The organism is Priestia sp. Y58 (genome assembly GCF_029522095.1).
In the GTDB taxonomy this organism is placed as follows: domain Bacteria; phylum Bacillota; class Bacilli; order Bacillales; family Bacillaceae_H; genus Priestia; species Priestia megaterium_E.
In genome coordinates this window covers 151869-165449 of the sequence record NZ_JAKWFL010000004.1, presented here as the reverse complement: position 1 = coordinate 165449, position 13581 = coordinate 151869, and the positions used below count along the sequence as shown (strand labels likewise).

Sequence of the window (13581 nt, the reverse complement as noted above, 5' to 3'; positions counted from 1 at the left end):
TGACAAAATACTAAAATAAGCAACAGTAATTATTTACAAGTTTTTAAACTTTATGGTTTAATAGGTATGTAATTCCTGTTTTTTACTATATTTTTTGGAGGTTTAACATGAAAAAAGGGTCAATTTATCGTTTTATTGCTTTTGCTTTAATGTTCACCTTGTGTTTTAGCCAATTAGGCTTACTGAAAACACAAGCGGCAGGCAATCCTCCTGCTAATGAAAAAACATTAAGCATTGGTAAAGCAGCAAAAGGAACATTTACAGAACCAGAACAAACACATTGGTACAAAATTAATCCTTCTAAGCAAGAGGTAGCAAAGTTTTCACACTACCGAATTAAGCTTCAAAGTGATGATGAAGTAAACATCACGGTTTACTCCAGTCTTGAAAATGCCAAAAACAACGTGGCATTTGACCGTTATATGGGATACTCTTACAAAGACGAGCCTGCTCAGCTAGATTTTCCAATCGCCTGGACTGGCCCTTATTATGTGAAAGTTGAGTATTATGGAGATGAAGATATCATCATCGAAGACGATACAGAAGAAGATGGAAAAACACCTTCTGAACCTCAACCGGAATTAAAAACAGAAATTCCTTACACAATCAGCTATGAAGGCGCTTCACTTCCTCCTTCTCAAATGATGGAAGAAGAATGCCCGGCTGAATTAAGTACAAGCCAAAAAGAAAACGGAAAAGGTATTTTAAAAGATTTGCGTACGATTCGCGACGCTGTGCTTTCAAAAACAGCAAGCGGAAAAGACCTTTCTTCTCTTTACTACAAAGCCGCTCCGTTTATCAGTTCTAAAATGATTATTGATAAATCGATGCGTGAACAAGTATACAAAGATTTAGTTCAGCTAAAGGGTCTATTTACAGATGTAGCGAAAAACGGCGCATCAAGCACATATATGATTACAAGTGCTGATCAAAAAGCAATCAATGATTTATACAGCATCGCTTATAAATCCGTTCCGGCTGCTTTAAAGAAAGACTTGGAAAAAGTAGCAGCACAGACAAAATTAAAAGACGTAACGGACTTAAACGTATCGTCTGTATTAGTAAGAGCTAAGTTAGTCAGTGCAAACAGCGTTTCAACAAAAGCTGAAACTCGCTATATTGTTAAATTAAAAGATGGTGCAAATGCTAAATCATTCAAAACAAAAGCACAGTCAAAATCAGCAAGCATTGAATCTATTAATCCATTAAAACAATCAGCTGCTTCTTTTGATAATATGTTTGTTATTCAATTAGATGACAGTAATGCAAAAAGCTTCAGCACGTCATCTGCTCAAGGTAAAATGACGGCAAAACAAATTCAGGCACTTCCTGAAACTGAATTCATCGAGCCGGTTCAAGAGTACCACGCTCTTTCGATGGATTCACAATATTCGTATCAATGGTCATTAAACAACACGGGTAAAAATGATGGCACTCAACATGCCGATATTCAATATGAATCGCTTGAAAAATTACTAAACGGTCAAAAATTAAAAGATACAGTTATTGCCGTTGCGGATACGGGCGTCGATTCATCACTAGCTGATTTAAAAGGCGTGGTGGATACAAAGACAGGCTATAACTACGTGGATCGTTCGTCAAATGCAACTGATGACAACGGACACGGAACTCACGTAGCAGGTATTATCGCAGCCTCTGCAAATAATAACTATTCAATGGCCGGCATTAATTCTCACGCAAAAATTTTACCGGTTAAAATTCTAGATGCATCTGGAAGCGGAGATACAGAACAAATTGCGTACGGTATTAAATACGCGGTTGATCACGGTGCAAAAGTTATTAACTTAAGCCTTGGCGGATCTTACAGCCGCGTGCTTGAATATTCGTTAAAATACGCATACGATCATAACGTAACGGTTGTAGCTGCAAGTGGAAACGACGGTATGGAAGAGCTCTCTTACCCTGCTTCATCTGCCTATGCGATTTCAGTAGGCGCATCAAACCGTTTAGATATCGTATCTGACTACTCAAACTACGGAAAAGGATTAGATATTACAGCTCCTGGCTCTGATATTCCAAGTCTTGTTCCAGACGGAAACGTCACTTATTTAAGCGGAACATCAATGGCAACGCCTCACGTGGCAGCCGTTGCGGGATTATTACTATCCCAAAACCCAGGCTTAAAGCCAAAAGACGTTGAAAAACGCCTAACGGATACAGCTAAAGATATTAAATTTGATGAAAAAGATGCTCCTGTATACGATGATGAAGAAGGTCCGGCAGAACCCCCTGCTCCAGGCTACGATTACGTATCAGGATGGGGACGTTTAAATGCGTACAGCGCGGTAAGTGCACAGCAGCTGCAAGCGCAGGTAAATACGTTTGCCAGCACGCAAAAAATTGTTACAGGTAAAGCTCAAAGCGGTTCAACTGTTAAAGTAATGAACGGCTCAAAAACACTTGGCACAGTTAAAGCTGATGCAAAAAATACGTTCTCTATGAACATTCCAGCTCAAAAAGCTGATACCGTTTTACAAGTAGTTGTCACAAACGGAAAAGCAAGTACGAGCATTCGTGCAGTTGTTCAAAAAGCACCTGCCAAACCAGCGGTAAAAGCGGTCACGAATAAAGATGAGTATGTAACAGGAACGTCTAAAGCGAATTTTACGGTAAATGTTAAAAACAGCGCCAAGAAAGTGATTGCTTCAGCAAAAGCTGACGCAAAAGGCGCGTTCAAAGTGAAAATTCCAAAACAAAAAGAAAATACAGTTTTATATATCACGGCTACAAACAGCCAAAAACAGGAAAGTGAAGAAGTAAAAGTAACGGTGCGTGACGTTATTGCTCCAAATGCACCTAAAGTAAATCCAGTCAGCGACGCGGATACGGCTATTAAAGGAACAACGGAAGCAAATGCATCTGTTGTAGCCAAAGTAAATAACAAAGAAATTGGCAAAGCAAAAGCCAATGCAAAAGGTCAGTACAGCATAACAATTAAAAAACAAAAAGCAGGTACAGCAATCAGCGTAACAGCAGCAGACGCAGCCAACAACACAAGTAAAGCTACGACTGTAAAAGTAAGCGATAAAACACCGCCTGCTACACCAAGCGTAAATGCTGTCACAACAAAAAGCACGACTGTAACGGGTAAAACAGAAGCAAATGCTACCGTAACAGTAACAGTAAACAAAAAAAGCATTGGCTCTGCTGCTGCTAACAGCAAAGGACAATACTCAGTAAAAATTAAAAAGCAAAAAGAAAAAACAGTTTTAAGCGTAACAGCAAAAGACAAAGCAAATAATACGAGTAAAGCAACAACAAAAACAGTGACAAAATAAAGAAAAAAGGCACTTGGCCATAAGCCAAGTGCCTTTTTGTTATAAAAGCTGTTTGTTTTTAAAGTATTTCCACATTCCCCACGTTAACACAATTAACATAACAATAATAACAGCAGTAGCCCAGTGGGAATTTTGATATGGAATCGGTACGTTCATCCCAAAAAATCCGGTTACGAACGTGAGCGGAAGCATAATCGTTGAAATCAACGTTAAGACGTTCAGTTTTTCCGATGAAGTTGCATTGGTAATAGAATAATACGTATCAAGTGCACTGTTTACGAGGTCTCTAAACGTTTCAGCAGAGTCTACAATACGCTCTAAGTGGTCAAGCAAATCAATGTAGAAAGGAACGTTTTCTTCTCGTATGTCGAATTTCCACTTTCCATTAACCGTTAAGAATATTCGGCGCTGAGGCAGAATAACGCGCCGGATTAAGATAATCGTTCTTTTTAACGCCAAGAACTCTTCCGTCACTCCGCGCACTTCTTTGTTGTAGATTTCATCTTCTAGTTCATCAATACGCATGTCAATTCGGTCTAAAATCGGAAAGTATTCGTCCGTGATGCCATCAATCAAAGCATACAATAAAAAGTCGGCGCCGCGGTTCATAAACTTTGGATAGCGTGAGCACACAGCATCCATTTTGCGAAGCCAGCCCATTTTATGTTTATGAATCGTCACTACGTAATTTGATCCGACAAAGGCATTTAACTCAAGCGTCGTAATCTCGTCATCACTTTCTTCGTTATAGCGAAGCGCGTGAAAAACGAAAAATTTATAGTCTTCGTAATCATCCATTTTAGCGCGAGGACTGTCGTGTAAGCAGTCTTCAATCGCCAATGGGTGAAAATCGAATAATTTAGCAATTTGAGCAAGCTCTTGTCCGTGGACATCATACAAATCAATCCACAGCAAATTATCAGGATTGCGCAATTTTTCATGCACGTCTCCTAAATCAAGATTCGTTACCATTTCTTTTGTTTCATCATCATATAAGTATGTTTTAATCATTGATTTTTCACCTCACATCATTGAGGCATTAAGGGGTATTTTCCTTCGTTGAAATGAGAGGAACATATACACCTTTGTTGCCCCTATCTTGTTTTGCAGTAACCTTCATCGAAATGGGGTCATCAGTGCCCATTCATCTCACCTCCTAATTAGTTGAAGGAACGCTGACTTGTAATACAGCTACTTCACAAAGTTTAATTTTAACATACAATCTAACTCTAGCGTAGCGCTTTTTTCAAAACCTTTCCCTCGCTATTTAAAGTTTCAAACAAAACTTCCGATACTATAAAAGCAGTTATTATACCCTTATTTTACGAATGTCTTACTAATATACCCGCTATTTAATAATCCAATAGTACTCACAATCGGCAATCGATAACTAAGACCTCTTGAATCCTCCCACAAAGATTCACCTAATCGTAGGCGGTCACCCCCGCAAGGTGGATCGCCTACGATTTTCTAAATCGATACGTATTATATTCGTAATGAGGAAAAACGTGTAGGAATTTTTAGATTTTAATCGAATACTTACTTAACAAACTTAGATTACGAAAAGGACTGATGATACATGCATTTTAAACGTGAAGAACCGTTTCGCTTTTTATTTGAGACTCCCATTGTTGGAACGTTTTCCATTGCTAAATACGACAACAAAGAAATCGATTCTAAGCCAGGTCCTTTGTCCGTTATCGACCTTTCACCAAAAGGAATCAAAATAATTACGCCGCTTGATTTACCTATTTTTAACCATCAAATTCAGCTAAAAATCAGCTTTTATTTAAATGAAAAACCCATCCATATTACCGGACTTTGCGTGTGGAAAGAAAAACGGCACACCGAATACCTTTATGGCATTGAAGCGTTTAACGATGTGGAAGAACAAGCAATCTTAATTACAGAGCTCAAAACCTACGCCAAGAAAAAGCGAGATACGCAATAAAAATAGCGCTCATTTGTTTTACTCCCCTTTTAAGATGGCAATACTACGAACGACTTCGATAGAAAAAGGTGAGACGATGAGCAGCAAAGCAAAAAAAGAGTGGATTGGCGGTCTCGTACTATTTTTACTCGTCAGTTTTGTCAGCATCACATTTGCAGGCTATCATACGGTGAAAGCTGCCGTTGCTCAAACGTATGTACCGCTTGAGCATGGTAACAAAACACACGTCAATTTAAAAAAAGGGCAACCGTTTTCCCTGCTTTTAATTCAAGAAAACCATCAAAATACTTCATTTGTGTATATGACTGTTAATAAGCAGCATGAATCAATAAAAATGACCCACTTGCCAGGGTCAACTCAGCTCGGCAATGATACACTGCGAACCATTTATCACCAAGGAAATATGAATGCTGTCGTAAAGAACGTCGAAACGTATGCAAAGCTTCCTGTTGATTATTATGTCAAAATGGATCAGCAGTCAGTCGTCGATGCTGTAGATAAATTAGGCGGCATTATCGTCACAAACAAACGTGCTTTTGAACATAGCAACATTGTTTTTCCAAAAGGATCGATTCGCCTTAACGGAAAAGAAGCACTTGTTTTTTTAAAGGAGCGTAATGATCAAGACATCTTTACTGCACATGAAAGACAGCTGTCCGTCGCGAAAGCCATTTTCAGCCAAGCAGCTACGATTCCCAATGTTACAAAGCTGCATTCTCTTGTATTTACGCTCGCTGATCACATTGAAACCAACGCAACGTTTAATGATATCAAACGGATTCAAAAAACCTACAAACCGGCAGTTTCTCACGTAGACAAGCAGCAGTTTCCGCAAAACGAATGGAACCAAAAACAAGTCACAACGCGGCTGTATAAGCACTTAGAACGTAGCGATCTGTTTTTATAAAAAACGCTTCACGAAAAAGAGGCTGGGACATAACAAAATGAAACCAATCTAAAGACGACCAAAGGAGATACATAAGCTGAACTGCTTGTGACACCGCAGTTGATTTCCGTGCAAGACTTCGCTTTCCGCGGGCGGCCGCTGAGCCTCCTCGTCGCTTACGCTTCTGCGGGGTCTCATCTGTTCCGCTTTTCCCGCAGGAGTCTTCGCCTTGCCCTTCAATCAACTGCTAGAAGGAATGAAACAGATGAAATCTACGTTCACCATAACAGAAAAACGAACCGTGAATTAAACATTTTGATTCATGGTTCGTTTTTCACTTCGCCTAAAAGACTTTTATCCCAGCCTCTTTTTTTGCTACTTATCTTCAGCAGGCACCACTTTTTCATTTATTTTAACCACAATTTGTTCATCCCGTTCATCTTTGAGATAGCTCTTTTGATAAAAAGAATGATTATTAGGCGGTCCAAGCACAACCGTATCCGTAATCGGAGCAACGGCTTCTGCTACTTCGCTTGCGCTTACTCCGTATGCTTTTTGAAACACGATCGGAGGCGTTAAGCGCAGCACGTCGGATCCTTCTGTAGATTCGAATTGATCATTGTTAAAAAAGAGATGAAGATGCGCTTCTTCCGATAAGGGCTCAATCCAATGCCACCAGCCCATCGGTATAAAAACAACTTCGCCTTCTTTTATCCGGTAATTGTGCATGCTGCTTGTATCAGGGTCCAAGACAGACACCTGCACTTCACCTGAAACGACGACATCTAATTCCCACGCGTTTGGATGCCAGTGCGGCTCTCTCATATGCCCTTTCGTCATATATAAATCAACAAAAGCACCTCCGAGCATTGCAGGCAGCTGAGTTGAGGTTAGTTGATACGCTATATTTTGGTCGTTTCGTTTGAACAGGACGTTTTGCTTATAATTCACTGACAGATTAGGCGTTCCTGAGCTTTTTTTAATATTTGAATTATCCGGCACAAATCCAGATTTACTCATAGTGTCATACCCTCTTTTCATCAAAAAGTTATATGCACTATCCTATTAAAATTCTTAGCTCAGGGTGTTTTAATTAGGAAAAATAAAAAACGAGCGTTTCCACTCGTTTTTTATCCGACAAGACGTTCAATTTTCTTTTTCTTCCATACAAATTGATAATAGCTGTACTGCAGGATTAAGCTAACCACAAACGCCGCTGGATATCCAATCCAAATCCCTTTGATTGCAAGAGACGTGAACTGCGATAACACGTAGGCTACGGGTACTTCTACACACCAAATAGCCATAATACTAAAGACCGTAGGCCAAAGCACCGTTCCGCTTGCTCGCATCGTAGCGGTAATAATTTGCGCATGACCGAAAATCAAATAGCTCCAAAGTGTTATCACTAACAGCTCTTCAGCAATATGGAGCGTGTGCTGACTTGTTAAAAACAGCGCTAAAATTTGATTGGAAAAGAGATAAATAAGTAAAATCAATACGCTGCCAATAACGTAATTCAGCATAATTCCAGAGCGGATAACTTCTTTTAAACGCTCAAATTTATTGGCGCCAATCGACTGCGCCGCAAAAATAGAAACCGCAATTCCTAAGCTGATTGCCGGCATTTGTACATAGCTTGCCACTTGGTTCACCGCTCCGTACGCTGCTGTAGCGTCTGAGCCAAATCCATTTACAAACGTAATAACCGCGATTTCAGAAAGAGAAACTAAAATCATATTGATACTAGCTGGAATCCCTAAACGCATAAGCAGCTTTAAAAGCGTTCCGTCCATTTTTAATGAAATAGATGAGTCAAACTTTAACGGATGATTTTTCTTGCGTAAATAGATAATCATAATAACGAACGTTAATACGGTTGAAAACACCGTTGCGTACGCAGCGCCGTACACGCCAAGCTTTGGCACTCCGATCCATCCAAAAATTAAAATCGGAAGAAAAATGAGGTTTAAGACCGTACTTACAACTAAAAAGTAAAAAGGCGTTTTAGAGTCTCCGGTTCCGCGCATAAACGTCGTATAAACAAAGTATAAAAACAAAACAGGAATCGCCACAAACAAAATGCGCGCATAGTGAACCGTTACATCAATAATATTAGCCGGCGTTCCCATAATCCGAAGAATCTCCGGAGCAAATATGCTTCCCAAAACAGCAAGCACAATTCCAACTAAAAATGTAAACGTGAGCGTGGTACCGATAATTTCTTTGACTCGTTTTTCATTTTGTGCGCCGTACGCTTGCCCGATTAAAATAGAACTTCCTGAACCAATTCCAATCGAAAATGACACGAGCAGAAAAAACAGAGGAAAAAAAGCGGAAATAGCGGCTAATGCATCAACTCCAAGCGTTCTTCCGACAATAATACTTCCCGCCAGCTGCCCAACTGACTGCATGGCGTTACTTAACATGAGCGGAATCAAAAACACAAGCATCAGCTTACTGACGGATTTTTCTGATTCCACTACTTCACTTTTCACATCTTGATTCTTCACACCTATTTCTCCTTTGTATCAGCTTTCGGCGAATGATAGCCTTTTTCGCCGTAAGGCTGCAGCTTCTCTAACCATTTCGCTTCTAGTTTTAGCAAATCCTTTTTTGAAAGTGCTTTTTCTTCTTCTCTTTTAATCGTTTCCAGCATCTCAATTGAAAAAGCATCCGCTCCGTACGTATTCCACTCGTTTTGAAGCTCTTTATTTTGATGAGTGTTCGTCTTTAACGTGAACTTTACGCCGTTTAACGTTTTGATGTTAGGCGTAGAGCCAATGTAAATTTTATCGTTTTGAAGGTTTTTAATTTGATACACGCCGCCTTCTGTTTTTACTTCTTTCGCTAGTTGTTTCATTTGTTTTTTATAGTCTTTTGAGTCCATACTCATCCCTGTCTCTCCTTTTCTCCAGTAGCTGCTTCCGTCTGCGCTGCGCTCTAAGAACCCGTACTCAATTAAATAGCGTCGCAGCACCGCATAATCGTCATAAAAAGGTGTTAACCTATCATTTACTTCTTTTTCGGTATACGTGCTACCAAAATCAAAATGCCCGCTTAATTCTTCAAGAACAACAAGACGGTGTTTTTCTTGCAAGTGAAAGGTGCGAAGAGGTCCGCTTAAACCTTGCGGAAAATTCTTCGCTAAAATTTTTTCACGTTCTTCATCACTCACGCTGTAGCGCTGACTTCTTCTAGGCGCCGTATTTGTTACAGGTACCGCCTTCTTTTCTTCCCCGTCGTTTAACAGTTCCATCAGCGTTAAAAACACTTTTGCCTGACGCTCTTTCTTTTTTAACGTAAAGCGGTGATTCCGAATGGTGGATGAACTGCCGATTCCCATTTCTTTTTGAATATCACTATCGCTTTTTCCTTCTTTAAAAAACTTCACTAAATTTTTTTGATGATCAGAAAGACCGGTTACCTCTTTATCTAGCCCTATTAAATGATGAAATACAGATCCGTGCTGCTGTTCAATATGAAGCTTCATATAGCGTTTTGCTTCATAAAAAACACCTTCCACCGGATAAATAATGCCTTTTTCAATACTTTCACCGCACAGTAAGCAGTGGTAGTGATCTTCGCTTTCCCCGTACCCTTTCTTCATATCTTCAAAAGATGATTCCCAAAACAAGTCGTTTACCATTCAAATAGACACCTTTCTATTTTGTTTATTAATTTATAAACAAATATATTATATGTTTATCTTTATGTCAATTATACGTTTATGATACATAAAAAAGGTTGAGACATAACGAAATGAATCCAACCTAAAGATGAACAAACGGGATACACGAGCTCGTATAAATCGCTTATGACACCGCAGTTGATTCCCGTGCAAGACTTCGCTTTCCGCGGGCGGCCGGTGAGCCTCCTCGTCGCTTACGCTCCTGTGGGGTCTCACCTGTTCCGCTTTTCCCGCAGGAGTCTTCGCCTTGCCCTCCAATCAACTGCTAGAAGGAACAAAACAGATCAAACCTGCGTTTACCATAACAAAAAAAACGAACCGCTAATCAAACACGTTGATCAATGGTTCGTTTTTCACTTAGGCTAAAATAATTTCGTCCCGGTTTCTTTATTCCACTCACTTAAATACGGAAAATCCTTAGATACAACAGACTCATCATTCAAAAGCGTAATTAATTCCAAGCTGTTACCGTCAGGGTCATTAAAATACACGCACGCTGCCGGCATCCACGTATGAACAATCGGCTCTGTCTGCGGCTTTCCAAACGACGTCTTTTCTGGTTCAATGCCTTTTGAACGCAGCCACGTTAACGCTTCATGAATATCCGTTGCCTCAATTCCAAAAGCAAAATGACTCCTTTTTAACTCTTTTTCGTTTGTTTCCCATAGCCCAAGCATCTGCTTTTGTTCCCCAACAAAGAAAAAAGCACACCGCCTCTCTTCAATTTTATGAACAAACGTCAGCCCAAGACGTCTATAAAACTCAATCGAATCCTCCAAATTCCGCACCTGCACATGCGTCTCACAAATACTCTTAATCATAGCCTTCCCTCCATCCTTTCCTACTACTATAAGCCATCTCACACCAAACAGCTTCCTAACAAAGAATGAAAAACAATCAGCCTTAAGAACGAGAACCCCCAACAGGAACATACAGCTTTGAAACTCAGAAGAGCATATGGGTAGGTTTTGACTAAGATTTTGACCTTAACTATGGTTTTGAGGCCACCCCGCAAGGGGTGGCCTCAAAACCATAGGTCTAGAAAAAACCTCATGGCTGCACTTTAGCCATGAGGTTTTTTCTACATCGATAAATCAAGTATGAGCTTTGGCGAGGCCGATACAGATACCGCCTGAAATAATCAGTACACTCGCAAGAGATACATAAAATAATTGACGCTTTGTTTTCTTTTCTCCCAAGAAGACAATACCGCCAAAAATTGAAATAACGATACCCATTTGCGATAATGAAAAGCTTGTTGCTACGCCTAGTCTTGATTGAGATAAGAATAAGAACATGTTTCCAGATGCCCAGATTAGACCTGGTAAGATATTGCGAATCGTATATTTGTTAAATGGCTTATGTTTGTATGTAATGATTAAGCCCCCAATTAACATACCGATTGCTTGCGGGAATAGTGCTGCCCATGCGTCTACGTTGAAGATACGTGCGATAACTACGTAAACTAAGAATCCTAGACTTGAAATGATAAGAGTGATAACTCCTTTTTTCGTTTGTCCTGGAGCCCCTTGTGCACCTTCTTTTTTACCGTCTAATGAAGAAAGCACAACGCCTGCTAGTATTAAAAGAATCGCAATAGATCCAAGCACAATCGTTTGAAGCGTTGACCATTCTTTAAATACAATAACACCAAAAAGAGCTGTTGATACTAATTGCATACCGGTTGAAATCGGCATTGACTTTGAAACCCCAAGGTATGGAACACTTTTAAACTGATTGCTTTGACCTACTGACCAGAACAAACCTGAAACAATTCCGACAATAACGAGCGTTGGCGTTAACACCGGCTGAACAATCATAAACTGAACAAATGAAAGAATCAAAGCTCCAATAATTGTTCCCAGCGTTTGACTGTAAGGTCCACCGCCCATCTTCATACTAACTAAAATCATGCTTCCCCACGCAACGGAAGGAAGAACACCTAGCAAAATATCCATCTTTCTCTTAACCTACTTTCCTATTTCTAATCTATGTACATCGTATGTAACGACCTGCTGCTTTTCTTTTACCAAGGGCTACACGCTTGTTCCCCCTCGGATATTCCCCCAAAGGTTCACCTATGCGTCTGCTGCCTACCCGCAAGGGGGGCAACAGACGCATAGGTCTAGAAAATTTAATAGGATCGCTCTTTGATTCTATTAAATTTTCTACATCGATAAATATATAACGTTTTCATAAATGGTGGTAAAACTGCTATTTCCTGCTGCTCGTATTATACTAACACGAACATTTATTATTTAGCTAGAAATTTTTTTGATTATTTTTTAAAAACAGAAAAAATTTTTTTCTTCTTGCTCCGTAGCTCGCTTTTTCCTCTTATGTGATCTGCAATCAGCAGAAACTAGCGCCTCTGCTGATTGAAAATAAGAAGAGATAAAGCCTTTTCATTTTAGTTAGCTACAGGCTTACAAAATTGCTCGACTACTTCTTTGGCTGGAATGGAACTGATCGCACCTTTTCCAGTTGTCGTTAAGGCACCGCTTGCATTGGCAAAGCGCAAAATAGCATCGTGGTCTGAGTCAAGAATAGCTGTTAAGTTTTCTTGTGACACATCGCGGCTTAATAGCTGATAAAGGAATCCGCCAATAAACGCATCTCCTGCACCTGTTGTATCAACAACCGCTACTTTGTAACCGTTTGATTCATAGACAGCTTCTTTTGTATAAAGCGTTGCGCCTTCTGCACCTTTTGTGAACACAACTACTTGAACGTCACCTGTAAATAGAGACTGAATTGCTTGCTGTTCATCTTCAATGCCTGTGATAAACGCTAGCTCGTCGTCTGAAATTTTGACAATGTGCGCTTGAGGAATAAATTCTAAAATTGTTTGACGGCATAGCTCATGATCTTTCCACAGTGGAAGACGTACATTTGGATCAAAGCTGATAACTCCGCCTTTTTCTTTCATGCTTTTAATCGCTTTCATATGAGCGTATTTCATAGGACTTTCAACTAAATCAACCGAACAGAAATGAAGAAGATCGTTGCTTGCAAACCAATCAGGGTTAATTTCGTCTTCTGTTAGCAATAAATCTGCTGAAGGATTACGATAGAAGCTGAAATCTCTTTCTCCGTCTTCACGCAGAGAAACAAAAGCTAAAGCTGTGTTTGCTTCTTCTGTACGATAGACCATATCAGTACCTACTCCTACTTCACGAAGCGTATCTACTAGAAAGTCTCCAAACGCATCTTCTCCAACTTTTGTAATAAGCGCTGACTCATTACCGTATGTAGCAACAACTGCCGCAACGTTTGCCGGCGCTCCGCCTGGCACACGCGTAAACGATTCCACTTCTTTTAATTGAAGACCTTTTTGAGCTGGAATCATATCAATTAATACTTCACCGATACTAAATAACTTACCCATTCTATTCACCTTACTTTTCTTTTTTGTCATATTGTCATACTATGTTCCAAAAAATCCTTAAATCAAATTATACGTCCCAAACATCTTTTTCGTAAAGAGAAATTTCCAATTTATTTTAAAAAAATCGCAAATTATCGTTTTCTTCTGACAATCTTTTATAAGTCAAACCCCTTCCATCCCTTGTCAAATCTAGGGTTAAAATGACTCTCTTACACAAAGATGGGAGAATAAAAAAAGTTAATTTCCAGTTTAAACTGTTTATCTATTCACTTTTCGTTCGACATCTCTTTCCTTATTTCCTGTTTATTCGCCGCGAATATGCAAATAATGATAAAAATTCGTGTTTTTACCCCTATTTAAGAAGGA

At 39.6% G+C, this 13581-nt stretch carries 12 protein-coding genes; 3 read left to right on the top strand and 9 right to left on the bottom strand.

All coding sequences use genetic code 11. The features are described from left to right. Nucleotides 1-107 precede the first annotated feature (107 nt). Nucleotides 108-3299, top strand: a complete 3192-nt coding sequence (locus MMB68_RS14090; RefSeq protein ID WP_277549110.1) for a S8 family peptidase — start codon at nucleotides 108-110, stop codon at nucleotides 3297-3299. Between the two features lie 39 nt (nucleotides 3300-3338). Here the strand turns inward: MMB68_RS14090 and corA are convergent, their stop codons facing one another. Further along, nucleotides 3339-4310 carry a magnesium/cobalt transporter CorA gene (gene corA / locus MMB68_RS14085; protein WP_013055874.1) on the bottom strand — a complete coding sequence of 324 codons (972 nt, stop codon included), beginning with the start codon at nucleotides 4308-4310 and terminating at the stop codon, nucleotides 3339-3341. A 568-nt stretch (nucleotides 4311-4878) separates the two neighbouring features. Here corA and MMB68_RS14080 point away from each other — a divergent pair. Then, nucleotides 4879-5250 (top strand): PilZ domain-containing protein, encoded by a 372-nt coding sequence (locus tag MMB68_RS14080; protein WP_013055873.1) that lies wholly within the window; start codon nucleotides 4879-4881, stop codon nucleotides 5248-5250. A 76-nt stretch (nucleotides 5251-5326) separates the two neighbouring features. Beyond that, nucleotides 5327-6157: an LCP family glycopolymer transferase gene (locus MMB68_RS14075; protein WP_277549109.1), complete on the top strand. Its 831-nt coding sequence runs from the start codon at nucleotides 5327-5329 to the stop codon at nucleotides 6155-6157. Here the strand turns inward: MMB68_RS14075 and MMB68_RS14070 are convergent. The 8 genes from MMB68_RS14070 to MMB68_RS14035 all read right to left on the bottom strand — a co-directional run bounded on the left by MMB68_RS14070 (nucleotide 6108) and on the right by MMB68_RS14035 (nucleotide 13215). Next, nucleotides 6108-6380 (bottom strand): hypothetical protein, encoded by a 273-nt coding sequence (locus MMB68_RS14070; protein WP_277549108.1) that lies wholly within the window; start codon nucleotides 6378-6380, stop codon nucleotides 6108-6110. The two genes, MMB68_RS14075 and MMB68_RS14070, sit on opposite strands and share 50 nt — an antisense overlap. Before the next feature lie 131 nt (nucleotides 6381-6511). Then, nucleotides 6512-7156 carry a cupin domain-containing protein gene (locus MMB68_RS14065; protein WP_277549107.1) on the bottom strand — a complete coding sequence of 215 codons (645 nt, stop codon included), beginning with the start codon at nucleotides 7154-7156 and terminating at the stop codon, nucleotides 6512-6514. 110 nt (nucleotides 7157-7266) lie between these two features. Further along, a complete protein-coding gene (locus MMB68_RS14060) occupies nucleotides 7267-8589 on the bottom strand; it encodes an MATE family efflux transporter (RefSeq protein WP_277549173.1) in 1323 nt (440 codons plus the stop codon). A gap of 62 nt (nucleotides 8590-8651) precedes the next feature. After that, on the bottom strand, nucleotides 8652-9785 hold the full coding sequence (locus MMB68_RS14055) for a DUF2087 domain-containing protein (RefSeq protein ID WP_277549106.1): 1134 nt from the start codon (nucleotides 9783-9785) through the stop codon (nucleotides 8652-8654). A gap of 166 nt (nucleotides 9786-9951) precedes the next feature. Further along, nucleotides 9952-10089 (bottom strand): hypothetical protein, encoded by a 138-nt coding sequence (locus MMB68_RS14050; protein ID WP_277549105.1) that lies wholly within the window; start codon nucleotides 10087-10089, stop codon nucleotides 9952-9954. 100 nt (nucleotides 10090-10189) lie between these two features. Beyond that, on the bottom strand, nucleotides 10190-10648 hold the full coding sequence (locus tag MMB68_RS14045; RefSeq protein ID WP_277549104.1) for a VOC family protein: 459 nt from the start codon (nucleotides 10646-10648) through the stop codon (nucleotides 10190-10192). Nucleotides 10649-10921: 273 nt separating this feature from the next. Beyond that, nucleotides 10922-11785, bottom strand: coding sequence for a GRP family sugar transporter (locus MMB68_RS14040; RefSeq protein ID WP_129706892.1), 864 nt, complete (start codon nucleotides 11783-11785; stop codon nucleotides 10922-10924). Nucleotides 11786-12237: 452 nt separating this feature from the next. Then, entirely contained in the window at nucleotides 12238-13215 is a 978-nt protein-coding gene (locus tag MMB68_RS14035; protein ID WP_014461164.1) for a carbohydrate kinase family protein, read from the bottom strand. Nucleotides 13216-13581 lie beyond the last annotated feature (366 nt).

What these genes read in the sequence shown, in the direction of transcription:
- MMB68_RS14065 (WP_277549107.1), bottom strand. Translation starts at nt 7,156, where the DNA reads ATGAGTAAATCTGGATTTGTGCCGGATAATTCAAATATTAAAAAAAGC.
- MMB68_RS14035 (WP_014461164.1), bottom strand. Translation starts at nt 13,215, where the DNA reads ATGGGTAAGTTATTTAGTATCGGTGAAGTATTAATTGATATGATTCCA.
- MMB68_RS14060 (WP_277549173.1), bottom strand. Translation starts at nt 8,589, where the DNA reads ATGCTTGTGTTTTTGATTCCGCTCATGTTAAGTAACGCCATGCAGTCA.
- MMB68_RS14090 (WP_277549110.1), top strand. Translation starts at nt 108, where the DNA reads ATGAAAAAAGGGTCAATTTATCGTTTTATTGCTTTTGCTTTAATGTTC.
- MMB68_RS14075 (WP_277549109.1), top strand. Translation starts at nt 5,327, where the DNA reads ATGAGCAGCAAAGCAAAAAAAGAGTGGATTGGCGGTCTCGTACTATTT.
- MMB68_RS14080 (WP_013055873.1), top strand. Translation starts at nt 4,879, where the DNA reads ATGCATTTTAAACGTGAAGAACCGTTTCGCTTTTTATTTGAGACTCCC.
- MMB68_RS14040 (WP_129706892.1), bottom strand. Translation starts at nt 11,785, where the DNA reads ATGGATATTTTGCTAGGTGTTCTTCCTTCCGTTGCGTGGGGAAGCATG.
- corA (WP_013055874.1), bottom strand. Translation starts at nt 4,310, where the DNA reads ATGATTAAAACATACTTATATGATGATGAAACAAAAGAAATGGTAACG.
- MMB68_RS14045 (WP_277549104.1), bottom strand. Translation starts at nt 10,648, where the DNA reads ATGATTAAGAGTATTTGTGAGACGCATGTGCAGGTGCGGAATTTGGAG.
- MMB68_RS14055 (WP_277549106.1), bottom strand. Translation starts at nt 9,785, where the DNA reads ATGGTAAACGACTTGTTTTGGGAATCATCTTTTGAAGATATGAAGAAA.